Origin of the sequence: Cellulosimicrobium protaetiae (genome assembly GCF_009708005.2) — a bacterium.
Classification (GTDB): domain Bacteria; phylum Actinomycetota; class Actinomycetes; order Actinomycetales; family Cellulomonadaceae; genus Cellulosimicrobium; species Cellulosimicrobium protaetiae.
Genome location: NZ_CP052757.1, coordinates 4,037,306 through 4,056,850, shown reverse-complemented (window position 1 = coordinate 4,056,850; position 19,545 = coordinate 4,037,306). Strand labels below are relative to the sequence as shown.

Sequence of the window (19,545 nt, the reverse complement as noted above, 5' to 3'; positions counted from 1 at the left end):
GGTGTTCTGCTGTCAGGTGGTGCGCAGCGGCTGGAGGGGCGACACGTCGTCGACCTCGAGCCGGGTGCGCTCGGCGGACGCGTCGTCGGGCTCCTGCTCGGCGGCGGCCTCCGCGTTCGCGCGGTCGGTGTAGCTGGTGATCTCGGCGGCGCGGGTCGCGTCGTCCCACCCGAGGAGCTCGCCGACGAGGTCGGCGATCTCGGGCAGCGCGGCGAGGCCGCGGTCGGCGACCTCGTAGTTGAGCCGGGTGCGGTGCAGCAGCAGGTCCTCGAGGTGCAGCGCGCCCTCGTGCGAGACGCCGTACGCGATCTCGGCCCGCAGGTACGCGGGTGCGTGCTCGAGCGGCCTCGCGAGGTCCGGCCGTGCCTCGCACAGCTCGACGATCTCGCGCAGGTTGGACCCGTAGCGGTGGAGCAGGTGGTCGACGAGCGCGGGCGTCCAGCCGTAGCGCGAGGCCCACGGCCGCGCCTGACGTCGGACGGCGTCGAGCCCGACGGCGCCGAGCAGCGGGATCTTGTGCGTGATCGAGGGCAGGGCGCTCGCGCGCTGGCCGATCGCGAAGTCGACCGCGTCCTTGGCCATCACCCGGTACGTCGTGAGCTTGCCGCCGGCGATGACCGTGAGACCCGGCGTGGGGGACGCCACGGTGTGCTCGCGCGACACCTTCGCGGAGCTCGTGCCCTCCTTGGTGCCGGGCTGCAGGAGAGGTCGGAGGCCGGCCCACGTGCCGATGATGTCGTCGCGCGTGAGCGGGTGCGCGAGCACCGCGTTCGCGTGCTCGAGCACGTAGTCGATGTCGGCCGAGGTCGCGACGGGGTGCTGGAGGTCCTGCTCCCACGGGGTGTCGGTGGTGCCGATCACCCAGTAGCGCGACCACGGGATGACGAAGAGCACCGACTTCTCGGTCTGGAGGATCAGGCCGACCTTGCCCTTGATGCGCTCGCGCGGGACGACGATGTGGATCCCCTTGGACGCCAGCACGCGGAGCCCGCCCTCGCTGCCCGCGAGCGCCTCGGTGTCCTCGGTCCACACGCCCGTCGCGTTGATGACGGCGCGCGCCCGCACGGTGATCTCCCGCCCGGTCTCGAGGTCTGCCAGGACGGCACCGTTCACAGCGCCCGTCGAGCCCTTGGTGAGCGAGACGACCTGCGTGCGCGCCGCGGCGTGCGCGCCGTAGGACGCGGCGGTCCGGACGAGCGTGGTGACCAGCCGGGCGTCGTCGACGGACGCGTCCCAGTACTGGACGGCGCCGACCGCGGCGTCGTGCGCGAGGTCGGGGAACTTCTTCTCCATGCCGCTGCGGGACAGGTGCCGGTGCAGCGGCATCGCCCGCTTGCCGGGAGCGACGCTCGCGAGCGTGTCGTAGAGCGCGATGCCCGCGCCGACGTAGGCACGCTCCCACACGCGGTGCTCGAGGGGGTAGAGGAAGGGGACGGGCCGCACGAGGTGCGGGGCGATGTCCTTGAGCAGGAGGTCGCGCTCGGTGAGCGCCTCCTTGACGAGGTGGAAGTCGAGCATCTGGAGGTAGCGCAGGCCGCCGTGGACGAGCTTGCTCGACCGGCTCGACGTCCCTGCTGCCCAGTCCTGCGCCTCGACGATCGCCGTCGAGAGCCCTCGGGTCACGGCGTCCAGCGCGATCCCCGCGCCGGTCACGCCGCCGCCGATCACGAGGACGTCGAGCTCCGCGTCGGCGCTCGTGCTGGCCTCGAGCGCGGCGAGCGCCTGCCGGCGCGACTCCGCGGTGAGTCTCGTGGATGCCATCCGTCTTCCTCTCTCGTCCCTCGGTGCTGCGGGCACGCCGCGGGACGATGCGCCCACGGTGCGCTCACAGCGACGGTCCCACGCCCGACCAGGGTGCGCGAGCGGTAACCGTCGTGCGCACGCCGGGGTCCCGGCGCGACGGCACGCCCTCCAGACCACCACGCGGCGAACAGACGCGCAACCGGGGTGCACAAACGTGCAGAATGGAGGTCGAGCGGAGGGAGAGCGTCATGGTGGATCGGGAGCAGGACGTCCTGCGGGCGGCGTCGATGTACTACCTGCAGGACATGAAGATGGAGGCCATCGCCAAGCACCTGCACACGTCGCGGTCCACGGTGTCGCGGCTCGTGAAGCGGGCACGGGACACGGGGCTGGTGGAGATCTCGCTGCGGCCGGCGCGGAGCCGCGGCCCGGGGCTGGGGCAGCACCTCGCGAGCACGTGGGGGATCGACGCGTACGTCGTGCCGGTCCCGGACCAGGCGCCGCAGGTCGAGCGGCTCGAGCAGGTCGCCCTCACGACGGCCCGCCTGCTGTCGACGTGGTTCGACTCGGACATGATCCTCGGCATCGCGTGGGGCACGACGCTCTCGGCGATCTCGCGGCACCTGCCGCAGAAGCCGACGCGGGGGAGCGCGGTCGTGCAGCTCAACGGTGCCGCCAACACGCGCACCTCGGGCGTGCACTACGCGGGCGACCTCATCGCGGGCTTCGGCTCCGCGTTCGACGCCCACGTGCACCATTTCCCAGTTCCGGCGTTCTTCGACTACGCCGAGACGAAGCGGGCGATGTGGCGAGAGCGGTCGGTGCGGCGCGTGCTCGACGTCCAGCACCGCGCGGACATCGCCCTGTTCTCGGTGGGTGCCGTCGCGGGCGGGGTGCCGTCCCACGTGTACTCGGCGGGGTACCTCGAGCCGGACGACATCGCGGTCCTCGACGACGAGGGGGTCGTCGGGGACGTGTGCACGGTGTTCCTCCGCGCGGACGGCACCTACCGGGACATCGCGCTCAACGAGCGGGCGACGGGGCCGGCGCCGGAGGAGCTGCGTCGCGTCCCGCGGCGCGTGTGCGCGGTCGCGGGTGACAACAAGGTGGCGCCGCTGCGCGCTGCGCTGCGGGCCGGCGTCGTGACGGACCTCGTCGTGGACGAGATCACGGCGGCGCACCTCGTCGCGGGCGCCTGACGTCCCTGCGGATCTATGCGTCTCACTGCATGATTATGCAGGAACTGCCCGATCCGCGTACAGTGACGCGGTGCCCACGACCTCCACCGTCCACGTCCGACCCGCCCTGCCCGCGGACGTCCGCGCCGTGCGCGCGCTCGTGCAGCCCTACGCGGAGGCGCGGATCCTCCTCGCCAAGGAGATGGTGGGCTACTACGAGGCCGTGCAGGAGTTCGTCGTCGCGGAGGTCGACGACCCGGCGGGTGGCGACGGGCCCGACGGCGCGGGCGCCCCGCGCGTCGTCGGGTGCGGCGCGCTGCACGTCATGTGGGACGACCTCGCCGAGATCCGCACGCTCGCGGTGGACCCGGCCTGGCGCGGGCACCGCGTGGGGCACGCGCTCGTCGTCGAGCTCCTGGCCCGGGCGCGCGCGCTCGGCCTGCGCCGCGTGTTCTGCCTGACGTTCGAGGTGGACTTCTTCCGCGCCCACGGGTTCCACCCGATCGAGGGGACGCCCGTCTCGCACGAGGTGTACGCCGAGCTCCTGCGCTCCCACGACGACGGCGTCGCGGAGTTCCTCGACCTCGCGCGCGTGAAGCCCAACACGCTGGGCAACACGCGCATGCTGCTCGACCTCGACGGACCGCCCTCCCAGGATCAGTCGGGCAACCGGTAGCGACCGCCCACCTGCTCCACGAGCCCGTCCTCGACGAGGCTCGCGACGCACCGGTCGAGCTGGGCCGCGTCGTGCCACACCGCGCGGACGGTGTCCCCTGCCACGGGGCCGGGCGCCTCGCGCAGCGCCGCCATGACCCTGCCCCGCACCTGCCGGTCGGTGCCCGCCCAGGCCTGCGTGCGACGTCGGGCCGCGTGCTCGTCACCGGGCCGCCCGGCACGACGCCACGCGCACGCGTCGCGCACCGGGCAGGCCCCGCACCGCGGGGAGCGCGCCGTGCACACGAGGGCGCCGAGCTCCATCGAGGCGGCGGCCCACAGCACGGCGCCCGCGTCGTCGGTGGGCGCGACGGCCGCCGCGGTCGCACGTTCCGCCGCCGTGTACGACGGCGCGGGCAGCGCGACCCCGCCGACGGCGCGGGCCAGGACCCGGCGCACGTTCGTGTCGACGACCACGGCGCGCTGCGCATGGGCGAACGCCGTCACCGCGGCGGCGGTGTACTCGCCGACGCCGGGCAGGGCGCGCAGCGCCTCCTCGCCGAGCGGGACCACGCCGTCGTGCCGCGCGACGATCGTGCGGGCGCACTCCTGGAGCCGCAACGCCCGGCGCGGGTAGCCGAGGCGGCCCCACGCGCGCAGCACGTCGGCCGTCGACGCGGCGGCGAGGTCGGCAGGCTCGGGCCAGCGCTCCATCCACGCGCGCCACGCCGGCTCGACGCGGACGACCGGCGTCTGCTGGAGCATCACCTCGCTCACGAGCACGCCCCACGGGGTGCGGTCCGGCGCCCGCCACGGCAGGTCCCGCGCGGTGTCGCCGAACCACCGCCCGACGGCGTCGCGCAGGTCGGCGTGCGGGTCGCGCGCCGTGGCGGCGGTGGTCGGGCGGGCTGCGCGCGCGGCCGGGCCGGTCATGGTGGCGCTCCTTCCTCTCCGCTCGTCGGCTCCGGGACGTCAGGTTCCGGGACGTCAGGGTCGGGGCAGGACACATTCTGCCCCGACCCTGCGCGTCGTCGGACCGTCGTCGGTCCGTTGTCGGCCGGTCGTCGGCGCGGCGGACCGGGAGGGGCGCCGGTCGCCGATACCGTGGTCGGGACCAGCACCTGCACGACGGAGGACCCCGTGAGCACGCCGCGGACCGACCGCTCCCCGAGGCCGAGCGCCGGCCCGCGACCCGGGCCCGGCAGCCGTCCCACGCGCGGGGCGCTGCTGCGCCGTCGGCTCGTCGCGCTCGCGCTGCTCGTCGGTCTGGTGGTCGGGCTCGTCCTGCTCGGGCAGGTCGTCGTGCGCGCGGTGCAGCCCCTCCTCACGGGCGACGAGCAGGCGCAGGAGGGCAGGTCGGCGCCCCCGACGCCCGAGGCCGTGGGACCGCCGCTGGACTGCACCGCCGCGTCCCTCGAGCTCGGCGTGACGGCGAGCGCCACGGAGTACGAGCCCGGCCGCGCCGTCCAGCTCGACGTCACGCTCCGGCAGTCGGGCGGCCGGCCCTGCCTCGTCGACGGGTCGGACGCGGGGCGCCAGGTGCTCGTCTACGCGGGCGACGAGCTCGTCTGGTCGTCCGCGCACTGCGGCACGACGGACCGCCTGCTGCTCATGAGCACCGGCGACGAGGACCCGTCCCGGCTGGTCCGCTGGGACCGCCGCCGCTCGGTCGAGGGCTGCGCTCCCGACCAGCCGGAGGTCGGTCCCGGCACGTACACGGCGGTCGTGAGCGTCGCCGGGGTCGACGGCGCGACGAGCGAGCCCGTCACCTTCACCCTGCTGGCGCCGCCCCCGCCGTCGCCCGAGCCGACGGAGACGCCGACGGACAGCGCACCGGACGGGTCGCCGCCGGCGGAGGGCGAGACCCCTCCCGCCGAGGGCGAGACCCCTCCCGCGGAGGGCACGGCCCCTGCGCAGGGGACCGCCCCAGCGGCCGATGCCGGCGCCGGCGGTGCGTGACGCCCCCTGGGCGGCGGCGGTGCCGCCGTCGGGGCCCGCCGACGCTCGCGCTCCCCGCCGGCTGTCGGGCGATCAGCGCCGGGCGAGGGCCCAGCGGAAGGCGTTGCGGAGGAGGTAGGAGCCGTCGGAGCGGCGGAAGGGCCGTGCGGCGGCGAGGACGTCGGGGCGGAGCTCGGTGCGCAGGTCGTCCGACTCGCCGAACATGATCGCGGCGACGACCTCGTCCGCGTCGGCGAGCCGCATCGGTGCGTCCGCCACCCCTTCCGTGACGACGGTGAAGCCGTGCTCGGTGAGGAGCATGCCGAGGTGCCCCTCCTCGCGGCTCTCGTCGCTCGGCTCGTGGTCCTCGCCGGCGACGGCCCGCTCGAGCACGGTGAGGTCGTTGCGGGAGTCCTCAGCCCACGTCGCGACGGCGACCAGGCCGGCGACGCGTCGGGCCTCGCTCAGGGTCCTGGCGACGTCGGTGAACGCGAGCGCGTTGACGAGCGTGACGAGGTCGAACGCGTCGTCGGGCCAGGGGAGGTGCTCGGCCTGGGCGACGCGCAGGTCCGCGTCGGGGCCGACCCGGCGCGCGACGTCGATCATCCCGGCCGCGGCGTCGCAGCCTGCCGCGTCCGCGCCGCGGGAGAGGGCCAGGGCGACGAGCTCGCCGGTGCCGCACCCGACGTCGAGCACGCGGGAGCCGGGCCCGACGCTCGCGGCGTCGAGGATCGCCCGCTGTGCCGGTTCCGCGGCGGGCGCCCACCAGCGCGCCCAGGCGTCGGCCAGTGCCGACCACTCGTCGACGTGGTCCACGGTCCCCCTCCGCGCGGTGCGCCGGTCGGACGGTCGGGTCAGACGTAGCGCTCGAGGATGCTCGACTCCGCGAGGCGCGAGAGGCCCTCACGCACCGCGCGGGCACGCTGCTCGCCGACCCCGTCGACCGTCATGAGGTCGTCGATGCTCGCGGCGAGGAGCTTCTGCAACCCGCCGAAGTGCGCGACGAGCCGGTCGATGATCGTCGCGGGCAGGCGCGGCACCTTCGACAGGAGGCGGTACCCGTGCGGCGCGACCGCGGCGTCGAGCGCGTCGCCGCCGCCCGGGAGGTCGAGCACACGGCCGATCTGGCCGAGGTCGAGGAGCTGGGTCGAGTCCAGGCCGCCCAGGGCCTTCTGGACCTCGGCGAGGGAGCGGTCCTTGCGACCCAGGTCGACGTAGTCGCGGATGACGAACTCACGGTCCGAGCCGATGCCGCCGATGAGCTCGTCGAGCTGGAGCGCGAGGAGGCGGCCGTCGGTGCCGAGCTCGATGACGTACCCCGCGATCTCCTCGGAGATGCGCGCGACCATCTCCAGGCGCTGCACGACGGCGCAGACGTCGCGCACGGTGACGAGGTCCTCGATCTCGAGCGCGGACAGCGTGCCGGACACCTCGTCGAGTCGCGAGCGGTAGCGCTCGAGCGTCGCGAGCGCCTGGTTGGCGCGCGACAGGATCGTGTCGGAGTCCTCGAGCACGTGACGCTGGCCGCCGACGTAGAGGGCGACGATCCGCATCGACTGGCTCACCGAGATGACGGGGAAGCCGCTCTGCTTGGCGACGCGCTCCGCGGTGCGGTGCCGCGTCCCGGACTCCGTCGTCTCGATGGTCGGGTCCGGCAGGAGCTGGACGGCCGCGCGCAGGATGCGGTTCGCGTCGCGGTCCAGCACGACCGCGCCGTCCATCTTCGACAGCTCGCGCAGCCGCGTCGCGGAGAAGCCGACGTCGAGCACGAAGCCGCCCGAGCACATCTCCTCGACGACCTTGTCCAGGCCCAGGACGATCAGCGCTCCGGTCCGGCCGCGCAAGATGCGTTCCAGACCGTCACGGAGCTCGGTCCCGGGTGCCACGGCAGCAAGGGTCTCCCGGAGCATCTCGTCGGGGTGCGCGGGGGAGTTGGCCACGGAGGAATCCTACGCTGTGAGCCCCTTTCCACCCCGGTGGACCCGCGGCAGCGGGCCACGATCCGGTCACGATCCGGTCTCGAAGCGGACGGGCGCCTTCCCGCCCACGCCGTCCGGAGGTCACCGGCGGGAGCGGGGGGACCCCGGGGCGTCGTCCGGCGTGGCCGCGTAGGAGCGGTAGGCGGAGGTCACCGCGCGCAGGTACGTGGCGATCACCTGCTGCTGCGCGGGCGAGAAGCCGTCGGCGGCGGAGTCCAGGGAACGTCGGAGCGGGTCGAGCTCGGCGCGGACGCGCGACCGGGCGGTCGCGGTGGGCTCGAGGCGGTACCGGCGCCGGTCCGCCTCGTCCCGGACGCGCTCGACGTGCCCGGCGCGCGCGAGCCGGTCCACGACCTCGGTGGCGGACGAGCGGGTGACGGCGAGCCGTGCGCCGAGCTCCCCGGGCCCCAGCGCCTCGTCCGCCAGCGCGACGTGCTCGAGCGCGGCGGCGTCCGTGGCGCTCATCCGCAGCCGGTGCGCCAGGGCGGAGGTGGCCTCGCCGATCGCGTCCTGGAGGTCCCGGAGCAGGTGGACCGACAGCGCCGGCCCGGCGTCGGGGTGCTGGCTCATCAAAATAGCCTACTCCCGGAATGCTACGGTAGCCGTACCATCTACTCTTCCCGGAGCCGCCCGATGTCCTCCCCGCTCGCGCCCCCGGCGCAGCACGCTCCCGACGACGGCGCCGCTCCGCCGGACCGTCCCGCCGCCACGCGACCCGGACCCCGGCGGTCCCGGGTGCGCTGCGTGCTCGTGACGGTCGCGCTCGCGCTGCTCGGCCTGCTCGTCGTCGCGGTCGCCGCCTTCCTCGTGTGGGCCGACGACACCTTCCCCGCCGAGCCGGCGGGTCTCGCCGCCGTGCAGGAGGACCCGCGCGTCCGCCTCGACGACCGCGGCGACGTCGTCGTGCTCCGGCCCGCGGGGGAGGGGGACGGCAGCGGCCTCGTGTTCCTCGCGGGGGCCAAGGTCGAGCCGCAGGCGTACGCGGCGACGTTCCGGGAGGTCGCCGCGCAGGGCACGACGGTCGTCCTCGTCGAGCCGTTCCTCCACCTCGCGCTGCTGGAGCGCCGACCGTTCGAGGTGTTCGCTGCGCTCGCCCCCGAGGTCGACGCCTGGGCCGTCGGTGGGCACAGCATGGGTGGCGTCCGGGCGTGCACGTACGCCGCGTCGGAGGAGGTGCGCGCCCTCGTCCTCCTCGCGTCGTACTGCTCGCTCGGCGACCTCTCCGGCCGCTCCGACCTGGCTGCCCTCACCGTGACGGGCACGCAGGACGGCCTCGTCGACGAAGAGTCGATCACGTCCTCGCGGGCGCTCCTGCCACCCGACGCCGAGCGCGTGCGCATCGACGGCGCGACGCACGCCCAGTTCGGCGACTACGGGGCGCAGCCGGGCGACGGGACCCCCTCGATCTCGGACGACGACGCGCGGGAGCGCATCACCGAGGCGCTCGTGCCGTTCCTGGGGTCGGTGGGCCGGTGAGCGTGGATCAGCGGGTGGCCGACCGGGCGGACGGCGCGGAGCCCGTGCTGCGGCGGTGGTGGCGACGCCTGCCCGACCGCCTTGACCGACGGGTCGTCGTGGCGGCGTGGGCCTCGTTCGCCGTCCAGGTGCTCCTCGTGGCGACCGGCGGAGCCGTCCGGCTGACGTCGTCGGGCCTGGGTTGCCCGACGTGGCCCCTGTGCACGGCCGACTCGCTCGTGAGCACCCCGGAGATGGGCATCCACGGGCTCATCGAGTTCGGCAACCGCACGCTGGCGGGGGTCGTCGGCGTCGCCGCCGTGGTCGTGCTGCTCCTGGTCGTCCGGGTGCGGCACGAGCGCCGGGACCTCGCGCTGCTCGCGGGCACGGTCGTGCTGGGCGTCGTGGCCCAGGCGCTCGTGGGCGGGGTGACCGTGCTCACGGGGCTCAACCCCTTCGTCGTCGGGTTCCACTACGTCGCCTCGGTCGCGCTCGCGTGCGTGTGCGCGGCGTTCCTCGTCCGCCTCCGGGTCGTCCCCGCGGACGGCGGGTCCGGGCGCGCACCCGCGGCGTTCCGGGTGGCGACCGTCGTGCTCGTGACGACGGCGGTCGTGACGATCCTCCTCGGCGTCCTCACCACGGGCGCGGGGCCGCACTCGGGAGACGCACAGGCGGGCCGCAACGGGTTCGACGCCACGCTCCTGCAGCACGTGCACGCCTGGCCGAGCTACGTGCTCGTGGCCGTCACCGCCGCGCTCACCGTCGTGGCGTGGGCGCGGCGCATGCCGGTCCGGGCCTGGCTCCTCGCGCTCCTCGCGCTGGAGGGCGTCCAGGTGCTGCTGGGCCTCTACCAGGCGCGCCACGGGCTGCCCGTCCTGGCGGTCGGTGCCCACATGGTGCTCGCCACGCTGCTCGCGGCCGCGACGACGGTCGTCGCCCTGTGCGTCGCGGGATACGGGCCAGCTCGCAGCCTGCACGTTCCTGCACGTTCTGAGGGCGTCAGGCGGGGAGCACGCGGGTCCGTTCGCTGAGCGCGCGCACGACGTCCGACGCGGGGTCGGCGTCGGTGACGACGCCGGCGACGTCGGCGAACCCGACCACGCGGAACGGCGACGCGGCCCCGACCTTCTCCGACGAGCCCAGCACGTACGTCTCCGCCGCGCGCGCGGCGAGGGCCCGCTTCGTCGCCGCCTCGTCCGGGTCGCCCGTGGTGAGCCCGGCGTCCGGGTGGATGCCGGTGACGCCGAGCAGGAACAGGTCGGCCGACACGTGCTGGGCGGCCTCGACCGTCGCGGCCCCGCTGGTCACCGCCGAGTGCTTGAAGAGCCTGCCGCCGAGGACGATCACGTCGGCGACCGGGTGCTCGACGAGCGCCGTCGCGACCGTCGGGCTGTGGGTCACCACCGTGCACCGCAGGTCCGGCGGCAGTGCCGCCGCGACGGCGAGGGCCGTCGTCCCGCCGTCGAGGATGACGGTGCTCCCGGGGTCGATCAGGCGGACCGCGGCGGACGCGACCCGCTCCTTGCCCTCGACGGCGACCTGCCGGCGTCCCGCGTAGTCGGCGACCGCGGGCGAGACCGGCAGCGCCCCGCCGTACACGCGCTGGCAGAGCCCCTCGGCGGCCAGCTCGCGCAGGTCCCGGCGGATGCTGTCCTCCGAGAGCCCGAGCTCCGCCGCCGCGGTCTTCGCGACGATCTTGCCGTCGCGGCGGAGGGTCGCGAGCAGGAGGTCTCGTCTCTCGGCGGCCAGCATGGTTCTCCTCGTTGATTCTCGATGATGCACGTTTATGCCTATTCTAGAGGCATGAACCGACCTCTGCTCGTCCTCATCGCCGGCCCGTACCGCTCGGGGACCGCCGGCGACCATGCCGCCATGGAGGCCAACCTGCACCGCCTCGAGGAGGCCGCCTGGCCCGTCTTCGAAGCGGGGCACGTCCCCATGATCGGCGAGTGGGTCGCGCTCCCCGTCCTGCGCTCGGCGGGCGCCACGGTCGACGACGACCTCGCGGCCGACGTGCTGTACCCGACAGCAGAGCGACTCCTGGAGCACTGCGACGCCGTGCTGCGCCTGCCTGGCGAGTCGGCGGGGGCCGACCAGGACGTCGCGATCGCCACGGCCCGTGGCCTCCCCGTCTTCCACGACGTCTCCGAGCTGCCCCGCCGCGTCGAGACACCTCGAGCGAGCGCCCGGTGAGCGGGGTCCCCGGGGTCGACGTCCCCGACCACCGCGGCCGGACGGGCCTCGACAGGGCCGGCCGCGCGTTGCGACGGAACTCCGACGTCGTCGTCCGTGACGTCGAGCTCACGTCGCAGGGGTGGCACGTGCTGCGCCGCACGACCTTCGACCTCCGGCGCCGGGACGGGTGCTGGCAGACGCTCCAGCGCGAGACGTACGACCGTGGGGACGGGGCGACGATCCTGCTCCACGACGCGGCGCGGTCGACCGTCCTGCTCACGCGGCAGTTCCGGTTCCCGGCGTACGTCAACGACCACGAGGACGGCATGCTCCTCGAGACCGCCGCCGGACTGCTGGACGACGACGACCCCGAGACCGCGATCCGGCGCGAGGTCGCCGAGGAGCTGGGCGTGACCGTCGGGCCGGTCGCGCGTGTCTTCACCGCCTACATGAGCCCGGGATCCGTCACCGAGAAGGTGCACTTCTTCGCGGCGCCCTACACTTCGCGGGACCGCACGGGCACGGGCGGAGGCGTGGCGGCGGAGGGCGAGGACATCGAGGTCGTCGAGCTCGCGTTCGACGACGCCCTGGCGATGATCGCCGACGGCCGCATCGTCGACGGCAAGACCATCATGCTGCTGCAGTGGTGGGCGCTCGCCGCTGATCGACGACCGGGCGGATGACCCACGCCCAGGACGCACGGGGACCGGTCGCGGCCGGCGTCGTCAGGTCCGTGCGAGCTCGACGGCCTCGCCGAGGTGGCGCGCCGGGAGGATCGTCATGCCCTCGACGGGCCGTGGGAACGATCCCCGCGGCACGACGGCGCGCGTGAAGCCGAGGCGCGCGGCCTCGGCCAGACGGCGGTCCAGGCCCGTGACGGGACGGATGTCGCCCGCGAGCCCGACCTCGCCGAACGCGACGGTGCCCTGGGGCAGCGCCTCGTCCTCGCGCGCGGAGAGCACGGCGAGCGCGATCGAGAGGTCGGCGGCCGGCTCGGTGACCTTCGCGCCGCCCACGGTCGACGCGTACACGTCCTGGTCGACGAGCCGCACGCCCGCGTGCCGGTGCATGACGGCGAGGATCATCGCGAGCCGGCTGGAGTCCACGCCGCTCGTGGTCCGGCGCGGGTTGGTCAGCGAGGAGGGCACGACGAGCGACTGGATCTCGAGCGCGAGCGGGCGCCGCCCCTCGAGCGTCACGGTGACGCACGTGCCGGGCGACCCGGCGCCGGTGTGCGAGAGGAACAGCCCGCTCGGGTCGGCGAGGCCCACGATGCCGTTCTCCGTGAGGTCGAAGCACCCGACCTCGTCCGTCGGCCCGTAGCGGTTCTTCACCGCCCGGACGAGGCGCAGGCGCGAGTGCCGGTCGCCCTCGAACTGGCACACGACGTCGACCAGGTGCTCGAGCGTGCGCGGCCCGGCGACCGAGCCGTCCTTGGTCACGTGCCCGACGAGGATCACCGGGAGGTCGCGGGCCTTCGCCGCGGCGATGAGCGACGCCGCGACCTCGCGCACCTGGCTCACGCCGCCGGGTGCCCCCTCGACCTGCGCGGACGCGATCGTCTGCACGGAGTCCACGACGAGCAGGTCGGGCTCCGTCGCCTCGATGTGCCCGAGCACGGTCGCGAGGTCCGTCTCGGACGCGAGGAGGAGCCCGGGGGCGAGCGCCCCGACGCGCTCCGCGCGGAGCCGTACCTGTCCCGCGGACTCCTCGCCGGTGACGTACAGGACGCGCCGCGGGGCCGGCGTCGCGCGCGCCGCCTCGGCGGGCCGGCTCTCGCCGGGGGGTCGGGCCGTCGGCAGGTCCGAGCCGCCCGCGGCGACGTTGCTCGCGACGGCGAGCAGGAGCGTCGACTTCCCCACGCCGGGCTCCCCGGCCAGCAGGACGACCGCACCGGGGACGATGCCGCCGCCGAGGACGCGGTCGAACTCGGAGACGCCGGTGGGCGTGGCGCGCGCGGCCTCGACGCTGATCTCCCCGATCGGCCGGGCGGGGGAGCGGGTCGGCGCGACCGCCGCCGTGCGCGGGCCGGACGCCGCGGGGGCGTCCTCCGTGACGGTCCCCCACTCCTGGCACTCCCCGCAGCGGCCCACCCACTTGGCGGTCGTCCAGCCGCACTCGCTGCAGCGGTAGGCGGGGCGGGATCGCTTGGTGGCCGCGGAGCGGGCCGCGGTGGTCGACGACGTCACCCGCCCAACCTAGCCACCACCCCCGACACCAGCACCTGCCGCGACGAGAACGCCCCCGGGCGGGATGCTGGGCGCATGAGCCGGCTCCCGCACGACAGCCCGTGGTGGACCCTCGTCCTCACGGCGGCGTCCGTCACCGCGTGCCTCATCGTCTACTACTGCGTGCCCCTGCCCGCGGACGACGCCAAGCCGGTCGTCCAGGTCGTCGTGTTCGGGGCGGGGGTCGTGCTGCTGTGCGCGCTGCTCGCGCTGCAGGTGCGACGCCAGCTCCGTGCGTGGGAGACGCCGAGCGTGCGGGTGCAGTCCGTGATGGGACTCCTGCTCCCCGTGGTCACGTTCTTCGCGCTCGCCTACTACCTCATGGCGGACCAGTTCGAGGGCATCGAGAACAGGACCGACGCCCTGTACTTCGCCGTCGTGACGCTCGGGACGGTCGGCTACGGCGACGTCCACCCGGTCGGTGAGGCCGCGAAGGTCGTGGTCATGGTGCAGATCGCGCTCGACCTGGTCGTCGTGGGCGTGCTCGTCTCGATCGCGACGTCGCGTGCCCGTGCCCGGGCGGAGCGCCACCGGCGGGTGGCCGACGCGCACGAGACGTGACGCGCGGGAGGTGAAACCCGCACGCCTCGCGCCGACACCCCGTGCCGGGAGCAGGGGACCGGCGTCCGCGCGTCCTACGCTGGGCCGCGGGGTCACGGTCCGGGAGGGTCCGGGGCCCGGGAGAGCGAGCAGCGGAGGTAGGCGCGATGAGCCAGTCGCCCGGCGGGAGCACGACGGGACGTTCCGCCACCCCGGCACGCACTCGTGGATCGACCGGGGCCCCGGCCGGCCCACCGCGGCGCCCCGCGGACGCCGTCGGGGCGAGCGACCGGCGCCACTCCCGCCCGTCGTCGGCGGCCGTGTACCGGCGTCGGCGGCTCGTCGTGCTGGTCGGCATGGTCCTCGTCGTCGGCCTGGTCGCCGCTCTCGTCGCCTGGGTCTGGCCCGGCTTCGCCCGCTCGGACGCGGCGGCCGACCCCGCGCCGACGGTCACCGTCACGGCGGACGCGCCCACCCCCACGCTCGAGCCCGCCGCCCGCACCGGGACGACGGCCTTCGCCCTGGCGCTCCCGGACACGGTGCTCGACCTGGTGCTGCGCAGCGACTCGGCCACGGACGCGTGGACCGCGGCCCGCGCCCTCGAGGCGTACGAGCTCGTGTACGCCGACGGCGAGGGTGCCGACGCCACGACGGTCACCGTGGTCGCGGGGCAGTGGCCGACGACCGCCGAGGCGGAGGCCGCGGCGGCCGACCTCGTGGCCGCCGCCGGCGAGCCCACCGACTCGGGCGACGTCGAGGTCGGCGGGGAGGTCGCCGGGACGTACGCCGTCTCGCCCGCCGCCGACGGGCAGGCGACCGTCACGTGGCGCAACGGGACCGCCGTCCTCCAGGCGTCCGGGCCCGCCGACGCCGTCGCGGACGTGTACGAGGCGTACCCCCTCTGACGGGGCCCGGCCGCCTGCCCGGGGTGGCCGCGACCCTGCCGGGGTGGCCGGGCGTACCGCTCCGGGCGTCCGGGGAGGACGTCCCGAGACCTCGCGCCGCCCCGGGTGCGCAAGAATGCCCTCACCGACCACCGGGAGCTGATCGCCCATGACCGACCTGCCGACCCCGCCCGTGCCCGCCGAGGTGCCCGCGCTCGCCGTCCTCGGCACGGGCACCATGGGCGAGACCGTCCTCGCGGGAGCGCTCGCCTCCGGCTGGCGGCCCGACGACGTCGTCGCCACCGTCCGCCGGCCCGAACGGGGCGACGAGCTCACCGCACGGCACGGCGTCCGCACGACCCGGGACAACGTGGCGGCCGTCCGCGGCGCCGGGATCGTCGTCGTCGCGGTCAAGCCGAAGGACGTCGCCGCGCTGCTGGACGAGGTGCACGACGCGCTCGGTGACGGGACGGTGGTCGTGAGCGTCGTGGTCGGGCTCCCGACGACGTTCTACGAGGACCGACTGCCCGCGGGCACCGCCGTCGTGCGCGTCATGCCGAACACGCCGTCGGTCGTGGGGGCCGGGGTCAGCGCCGTGAGCGGCGGCGCTGCCGCGACCGACGACGACGTCGCGCTCGTCGAGCGGGTGCTCGGCGCGACGGGTCTCGTCGTGCGCGTCGCCGAGAAGGACCAGGACGCGGTCGGGGCGCTCTCGGGGTCGGGGCCGGCGTACGTGTTCTACGTGATCGACGCGCTCGCCGAGGCGGGGGTGCTGCTCGGCCTGACCCGTGCGACGGCGCTCGAGCTCGCGACCGCGACCGTGCACGGTGCGGCGACGATGCTGCGCGAGACGGGGGAGCACCCCGCGATCGCCCGCGAGAAGGTGTCCTCACCCGGCGGGACGACCGTCGCCGCGCTGCGCCGCCTCGACGCAGGTGGCGTGCGAGCGGCGTTCCTCGACGCGGCCGAGGCCGCGCGCGACCGGTCGGTCGAGCTCGCCGCCGCGCTCGCGGCCGGCCCGCGTCCGGGGTCGGGGGACGAGCGGTGAGCGACGCGTCGTCCCCGCGCACGCGCCCGCCCGCGATGTCGGACGTCGCGCGGCTCGCGGGGGTGTCCCACCAGACGGTCTCGCGCGTGCTCAACGACCACCCGAGCGTGCGGCCCGAGACGCGCGAGCGCGTCCTCGACGCGATCGCCACCCTGGGCTACCGGCGCAACAGCGCGGCCCGTGCGCTCGTGACGATGCGCTCGGGGACGATCGGGGTCGTGACGACGGGGTCGGCGCTGTACGGACCGACCTCGACCCTGATCGCCGTCGAGGAGGCCGCTCGCGAGCAGGGGTACTTCGTGAGCGTCGCGACGATCCGGCGCTACGACGCCGACACGATGCACCGTGTGCTGGAGCACTTCATGGACCAGGGCGTCGAGGGCATCGTCGTCATCGCGCCGCAGACGGACGTCGCGGCCGCGGTCGACTCCTTCCGGGCCCCGGTGCCCGTCATCATGATCGCGGCGCGCGACCTGCCGGGGGAGGGCGAGGCGGCGGACGTCGTCCGGCCGGCCTCCGGAGCGCTGGGCGCGCCGGGGGCGATCCTCTCGATCGCCGTGGACCAGCGGCTGGGAGCCCGGGTCGCGACCGAGCACCTGCTCGGGCTCGGGCACCGGACGGTGCTCCACCTCTCCGGCCCGCTCGACTGGTTCGACGCGCGCGAGCGCGAGACGGGCTGGCGCGCGGCGCTCGAGGAGCACGGCGCACCGGTGCCCGAGCCCGTGCGCGGGGACTGGTCGTCGGACCGCGGCTACGCCGTCGGCAAGGAGCTCGCCGACGCCGTGCGTGGGGGCGACGGGCCGACCGCCGTCTTCGCGGGCAACGACCAGCTCGCGCTCGGCCTGCTCCGGGCCTTCTGGGAGCGGGGCGTGCGCGTCCCGACGGACGTGTCGGTGGTCGGGTTCGACGACGTCGCCGGCGCAGGGCACTTCATCCCGCCGCTGACGACCGTGCGGCAGCCGTTCGGGTCGCTGGGGCGACGGTGCATGGCGATGATGATCGACGCGCTCGCCGGCGCGACGGTCCGGCCGGTCTCGATCGCGCCGGAGCTCATGGTCCGGGAGAGCACGGCGGCACCGCGCGGCTGACGCCGCACCCCCGGTGGGCAGCAGTCCGGGAGGGAGTTGGCCTCGCCGGTTGTGAGCGCTAACATTCGAGGGACACGCAACGACCGAGGCGCGACGCCGCGACGAGGAGAAGCAGCAATGGTGCAGCAGGACGAGGTCGGCCGCCGTCGGGCGGCCGTCGTGGCGGGGGAGACCGCGCTCGGGATCGAGCTCGGGTCGACGCGGATCAAGGCGTGCCTCGTGGACGCCGAGGGGACGCCGCTCGCGAGCGGGAGCCACGCGTGGGAGAACGCGTACGAGGACGGCACGTGGACGTACTCGCTCGACGCCGTCGAGGCCGGGCTGCGCGACTGCTACGCGCGCCTCGTCGACGACGCCGAGGAGCGGTACGGCGTGCGACCCACGACCTACGGCGCCCTGGGCGTCTCGGCGATGATGCACGGCTACCTCGCGTTCGACGCCGCCGGCGAGCTGCTCGTCCCGTTCCGCACGTGGCGCAACACCTCGACGGGCCCGGCGGCGGCCGAGCTCACCGACCTGCTCGGGTACAACGTCCCGCTGCGCTGGTCGGTCGCGCACTGGTACCAGGCCATCCTCGACGCCGAGCCGCACGCGGTGGAGGTCGCCTCGCTCACGACGCTCGCCGGGTACGTCCACCGGCGGCTCACCGGCCGCCACGTGCTCGGGGTGGGCGACGCGTCCGGCATGTTCCCGGTCGACCCCGCGACGCGCGACTACGACCACGCGCTCCTCGCGCGCGTCGACGAGCGCGCCGCGGCTCACCGCGACGGGCCGAAGCTCGCCGAGCTCCTGCCGGACGTGCTCGTCGCCGGCGACGACGCGGGCCGGCTCACGGAGGAGGGCGCGGCCTGGCTCGACCCCTCGGGCGCGCTGACCCCCGGCGTCCTGCTCTGCCCGCCCGAGGGCGACGCCGGCACGGGCATGGTCGCGACGAACGCCGTCGCGCCGCGCACGGGCAACGTCAGCGCGGGCACGAGCATCTTCGCGATGGTCGTGCTGGAGGGCCCGCTGGCCGGTGTGCACCACGAGCTCGACCTCGTGACGACGCCCGCGGGCGACCTCGTGGCGATGGTCCACTGCAACAACGGCGCGAGCGAGCTCGACGCGTGGGCCGGGCTCCTGGGGGAGCTCGCCGCGGCCGTGGGCGCCGCCGCGGGGCAGGACGAGGTCTTCGGCGCGCTCTTCCACGCCGCGCTGGACGGCGACGCCGACGGCGGCGGCCTGCTCGCCTACAACTACCTCGCCGGCGAGCCGATCACGGGCCTGGACGAGGGCCGGCCGCTCGTCGTGCGCACGCCCGGCAGCCGTCTCACGCTCGCCAACTTCGCCCGCACCCAGGTCTACGGCGCGTTCGGGACCCTCGCGCTCGGGATGCGAGTGCTGGCGGGCGAGGGCGTCCGGCTCGACGGGATGCTCGCGCACGGCGGCATGTTCCGCACGGCGGGCGTCGCGCAGCGGCTGCTCGCCGCCGCGATCGACGCGCCGGTGAGCGTCGGGCGCACGGCGGGGGAGGGCGGTGCGTGGGGCATCGCGGTCCTGGCCGGCTTCGCGCGCGACCGGGCGTCGGCGGGCACCGCGTCCGGGTCGACCGACGGCGCCGCCCACGACCTCGGCGCGTACCTGCGCGACCACGTGTTCGCGTCGGCGGCGATCGAGACCGTCGACCCCGACCCCGACGACGTCGCCGGCTTCGCGGCCTACCTCGAGCGCTACGCCGCGGGGCTCGCCGTCGAGCGTGCCGCCGTGACAGCGCTGCCCGCCCGTACCGATGGAGAGGACCCCGCATGAGCACGCCCACCCCTGCCGCGGACGTGGCTGCCGCACCCGGTGCCGCGACGGCGGCGGTGCCCGCGCACCTGCGCGACGCCGTCGACGCCGCCAAGGAGCGCGTCGCCGCGCTGCACGCCGAGCTCCCGCGGTGGGAGCTCGTCGTCTGGACCGCGGGCAACGTGTCCGAGCGCGTGCGCGACGCGACGTACCCCGACGGCTCCCGCGACCTGCTCGTCATCAAGCCGTCGGGCGTGGCGTACGACGACATCACGCCCGCCGCGATGGTCGTGTGCGACCTCGACGCGGCGCTCGTCGAGGGCGACCGGTCGCCGTCGTCCGACACGGCGGCGCACGCCTACGTCTACCGGCACCTGCCGGACGTGGGCGGCGTGGTGCACACGCACTCGACGTACGCGACGGCGTGGGCCGCGCGCGGGGAGCCGGTCCCGTGCGTCCTGACGATGATGGCCGACGAGTTCGGCGGCGACATCCCCGTCGGCCCGTTCGCGCTCATCGGCGACGACTCGATCGGGCGCGGCATCGTCGAGACGCTGCGGGACTCCCGGAGCCCCGCGGTCCTCATGCGCAACCACGGGCCGTTCACGATCGGCAAGGACGCGCGCGCGGCGGTCAAGGCGGCCGTGATGTGCGAGGAGGTCGCGCGGACCGTGCACGTCAGCCGACAGCTCGGCGAGCCCACGCGCATCCCGCAGGACGACGTCGACTCCCTCTACGCGCGCTACCAGAACGTCTACGGGCAGCAGCCCGCGCCCGACCGCCCCTGACCTGCGGGCCGCGCCGGCCCCGCGGCCGACCGGCCGCCACCGGCCACCGGTCGACACATCGGCACGACCGCAGCACGACC

20 protein-coding genes are annotated in these 19,545 nt (G+C 75.3%); 13 read left to right on the top strand and 7 right to left on the bottom strand.

What is annotated here, in order from left to right; genetic code table 11:
- Window positions 1–12: 12 nt before the first annotated feature.
- Window positions 13–1,761, bottom strand: a complete 1,749-nt coding sequence (locus tag FIC82_RS17485) for a glycerol-3-phosphate dehydrogenase/oxidase (protein ID WP_154799339.1) — start codon at window positions 1,759–1,761, stop codon at window positions 13–15.
- 230 nt (window positions 1,762–1,991) lie between these two features.
- Here FIC82_RS17485 and FIC82_RS17480 point away from each other — a divergent pair, with 230 nt between their 5' ends.
- Together FIC82_RS17480 and FIC82_RS17475 are read left to right on the top strand one after the other, a co-directional pair.
- Window positions 1,992–2,942, top strand: coding sequence for a sugar-binding transcriptional regulator (locus FIC82_RS17480; RefSeq protein ID WP_154799338.1), 951 nt, complete (start codon window positions 1,992–1,994; stop codon window positions 2,940–2,942).
- A gap of 70 nt (window positions 2,943–3,012) precedes the next feature.
- Window positions 3,013–3,597, top strand: coding sequence for an amino-acid N-acetyltransferase (locus tag FIC82_RS17475; protein ID WP_171445715.1), 585 nt, complete (start codon window positions 3,013–3,015; stop codon window positions 3,595–3,597).
- Here the strand turns inward: FIC82_RS17475 and FIC82_RS17470 are convergent.
- Window positions 3,579–4,508 carry an HhH-GPD family protein gene (locus tag FIC82_RS17470; protein ID WP_154799336.1) on the bottom strand — a complete coding sequence of 310 codons (930 nt, stop codon included), beginning with the start codon at window positions 4,506–4,508 and terminating at the stop codon, window positions 3,579–3,581. The genes FIC82_RS17475 and FIC82_RS17470 overlap by 19 nt on opposite strands.
- A gap of 207 nt (window positions 4,509–4,715) precedes the next feature.
- Between FIC82_RS17470 and FIC82_RS17465 the strand changes: the two genes are divergently transcribed.
- Entirely contained in the window at window positions 4,716–5,534 is an 819-nt protein-coding gene (locus FIC82_RS17465) for a hypothetical protein (RefSeq protein WP_154799335.1), read from the top strand.
- Window positions 5,535–5,606: 72 nt separating this feature from the next.
- Here the strand turns inward: FIC82_RS17465 and FIC82_RS17460 are convergent, their stop codons facing one another.
- From FIC82_RS17460 to FIC82_RS17450, 3 genes are all read right to left on the bottom strand, one after another.
- On the bottom strand, window positions 5,607–6,329 hold the full coding sequence (locus FIC82_RS17460; RefSeq protein WP_168732051.1) for a class I SAM-dependent methyltransferase: 723 nt from the start codon (window positions 6,327–6,329) through the stop codon (window positions 5,607–5,609).
- 38 nt (window positions 6,330–6,367) lie between these two features.
- Entirely contained in the window at window positions 6,368–7,453 is a 1,086-nt protein-coding gene (gene disA, locus FIC82_RS17455) for a DNA integrity scanning diadenylate cyclase DisA (protein WP_168732050.1), read from the bottom strand.
- 120 nt (window positions 7,454–7,573) lie between these two features.
- Entirely contained in the window at window positions 7,574–8,062 is a 489-nt protein-coding gene (locus FIC82_RS17450) for a MarR family winged helix-turn-helix transcriptional regulator (RefSeq protein ID WP_154799333.1), read from the bottom strand.
- A 63-nt stretch (window positions 8,063–8,125) separates the two neighbouring features.
- Between FIC82_RS17450 and FIC82_RS17445 the strand changes: the two genes are divergently transcribed.
- Together FIC82_RS17445 and FIC82_RS17440 are read left to right on the top strand one after the other, a co-directional pair.
- A complete protein-coding gene (locus tag FIC82_RS17445; protein WP_154799332.1) occupies window positions 8,126–8,968 on the top strand; it encodes an alpha/beta hydrolase in 843 nt (280 codons plus the stop codon).
- A 14-nt stretch (window positions 8,969–8,982) separates the two neighbouring features.
- Window positions 8,983–9,978 (top strand): COX15/CtaA family protein, encoded by a 996-nt coding sequence (locus FIC82_RS17440; protein WP_253691249.1) that lies wholly within the window; start codon window positions 8,983–8,985, stop codon window positions 9,976–9,978.
- Here FIC82_RS17440 and FIC82_RS17435 read toward each other — a convergent pair.
- Window positions 9,947–10,699 carry a DeoR/GlpR family DNA-binding transcription regulator gene (locus tag FIC82_RS17435; protein WP_154799331.1) on the bottom strand — a complete coding sequence of 251 codons (753 nt, stop codon included), beginning with the start codon at window positions 10,697–10,699 and terminating at the stop codon, window positions 9,947–9,949. The genes FIC82_RS17440 and FIC82_RS17435 overlap by 32 nt on opposite strands.
- Window positions 10,700–10,750: 51 nt before the next feature.
- Here FIC82_RS17435 and FIC82_RS17430 point away from each other — a divergent pair, with 51 nt between their 5' ends.
- Window positions 10,751–11,140 carry a DUF4406 domain-containing protein gene (locus FIC82_RS17430; RefSeq protein WP_168732049.1) on the top strand — a complete coding sequence of 130 codons (390 nt, stop codon included), beginning with the start codon at window positions 10,751–10,753 and terminating at the stop codon, window positions 11,138–11,140.
- Entirely contained in the window at window positions 11,137–11,805 is a 669-nt protein-coding gene (locus FIC82_RS17425) for an NUDIX domain-containing protein (RefSeq protein ID WP_168732048.1), read from the top strand. Before FIC82_RS17430 ends, FIC82_RS17425 begins: the two co-directional genes overlap by 4 nt.
- Before the next feature lie 42 nt (window positions 11,806–11,847).
- Here the strand turns inward: FIC82_RS17425 and FIC82_RS17420 are convergent, their stop codons facing one another.
- Window positions 11,848–13,311, bottom strand: a complete 1,464-nt coding sequence (locus FIC82_RS17420) for a DNA repair protein RadA (protein WP_168732047.1) — start codon at window positions 13,309–13,311, stop codon at window positions 11,848–11,850.
- Between the two features lie 75 nt (window positions 13,312–13,386).
- On the opposite strand from FIC82_RS17420, the gene FIC82_RS17415 reads away from it, so the two are divergent.
- The 6 genes from FIC82_RS17415 to FIC82_RS17390 all read left to right on the top strand — a co-directional run bounded on the left by FIC82_RS17415 (window position 13,387) and on the right by FIC82_RS17390 (window position 19,465).
- Window positions 13,387–13,911: a potassium channel family protein gene (locus tag FIC82_RS17415; RefSeq protein WP_154799330.1), complete on the top strand. Its 525-nt coding sequence runs from the start codon at window positions 13,387–13,389 to the stop codon at window positions 13,909–13,911.
- 146 nt (window positions 13,912–14,057) lie between these two features.
- Window positions 14,058–14,795, top strand: a complete 738-nt coding sequence (locus FIC82_RS17410; protein ID WP_154799329.1) for a hypothetical protein — start codon at window positions 14,058–14,060, stop codon at window positions 14,793–14,795.
- Window positions 14,796–14,943: 148 nt separating this feature from the next.
- The gene (proC, locus tag FIC82_RS17405; protein ID WP_154799328.1) at window positions 14,944–15,822 is read left to right on the top strand and encodes a pyrroline-5-carboxylate reductase; all 879 of its coding nucleotides are present in this window, start codon (window positions 14,944–14,946) and stop codon (window positions 15,820–15,822) included.
- Between the two features lie 35 nt (window positions 15,823–15,857).
- On the top strand, window positions 15,858–16,910 hold the full coding sequence (locus tag FIC82_RS17400; protein ID WP_154800484.1) for a LacI family DNA-binding transcriptional regulator: 1,053 nt from the start codon (window positions 15,858–15,860) through the stop codon (window positions 16,908–16,910).
- 117 nt (window positions 16,911–17,027) lie between these two features.
- A complete protein-coding gene (locus FIC82_RS17395; protein ID WP_154799327.1) occupies window positions 17,028–18,698 on the top strand; it encodes a xylulokinase in 1,671 nt (556 codons plus the stop codon).
- Window positions 18,695–19,465, top strand: a complete 771-nt coding sequence (locus FIC82_RS17390) for an L-ribulose-5-phosphate 4-epimerase (RefSeq protein WP_154799326.1) — start codon at window positions 18,695–18,697, stop codon at window positions 19,463–19,465. The genes FIC82_RS17395 and FIC82_RS17390 overlap by 4 nt, the downstream gene beginning before the upstream one ends.
- Window positions 19,466–19,545: the final 80 nt, after the last annotated feature.

Bases quoted from the DNA above. Each gene is read 5' to 3' on its own strand.
- FIC82_RS17485 (WP_154799339.1), bottom strand. From the start codon at position 1,761: ATGGCATCCACGAGACTCACCGCGGAGTCGCGCCGGCAGGCGCTCGCC.
- FIC82_RS17480 (WP_154799338.1), top strand. From the start codon at position 1,992: ATGGTGGATCGGGAGCAGGACGTCCTGCGGGCGGCGTCGATGTACTAC.
- FIC82_RS17470 (WP_154799336.1), bottom strand. From the start codon at position 4,508: ATGACCGGCCCGGCCGCGCGCGCAGCCCGCCCGACCACCGCCGCCACG.
- FIC82_RS17450 (WP_154799333.1), bottom strand. From the start codon at position 8,062: ATGAGCCAGCACCCCGACGCCGGGCCGGCGCTGTCGGTCCACCTGCTC.
- FIC82_RS17445 (WP_154799332.1), top strand. From the start codon at position 8,126: ATGTCCTCCCCGCTCGCGCCCCCGGCGCAGCACGCTCCCGACGACGGC.
- FIC82_RS17435 (WP_154799331.1), bottom strand. From the start codon at position 10,699: ATGCTGGCCGCCGAGAGACGAGACCTCCTGCTCGCGACCCTCCGCCGC.
- FIC82_RS17430 (WP_168732049.1), top strand. From the start codon at position 10,751: ATGAACCGACCTCTGCTCGTCCTCATCGCCGGCCCGTACCGCTCGGGG.
- FIC82_RS17415 (WP_154799330.1), top strand. From the start codon at position 13,387: ATGAGCCGGCTCCCGCACGACAGCCCGTGGTGGACCCTCGTCCTCACG.
- FIC82_RS17410 (WP_154799329.1), top strand. From the start codon at position 14,058: ATGAGCCAGTCGCCCGGCGGGAGCACGACGGGACGTTCCGCCACCCCG.
- proC (WP_154799328.1), top strand. From the start codon at position 14,944: ATGACCGACCTGCCGACCCCGCCCGTGCCCGCCGAGGTGCCCGCGCTC.
- FIC82_RS17400 (WP_154800484.1), top strand. From the start codon at position 15,858: ATGTCGGACGTCGCGCGGCTCGCGGGGGTGTCCCACCAGACGGTCTCG.
- FIC82_RS17395 (WP_154799327.1), top strand. From the start codon at position 17,028: ATGGTGCAGCAGGACGAGGTCGGCCGCCGTCGGGCGGCCGTCGTGGCG.
- FIC82_RS17390 (WP_154799326.1), top strand. From the start codon at position 18,695: ATGAGCACGCCCACCCCTGCCGCGGACGTGGCTGCCGCACCCGGTGCC.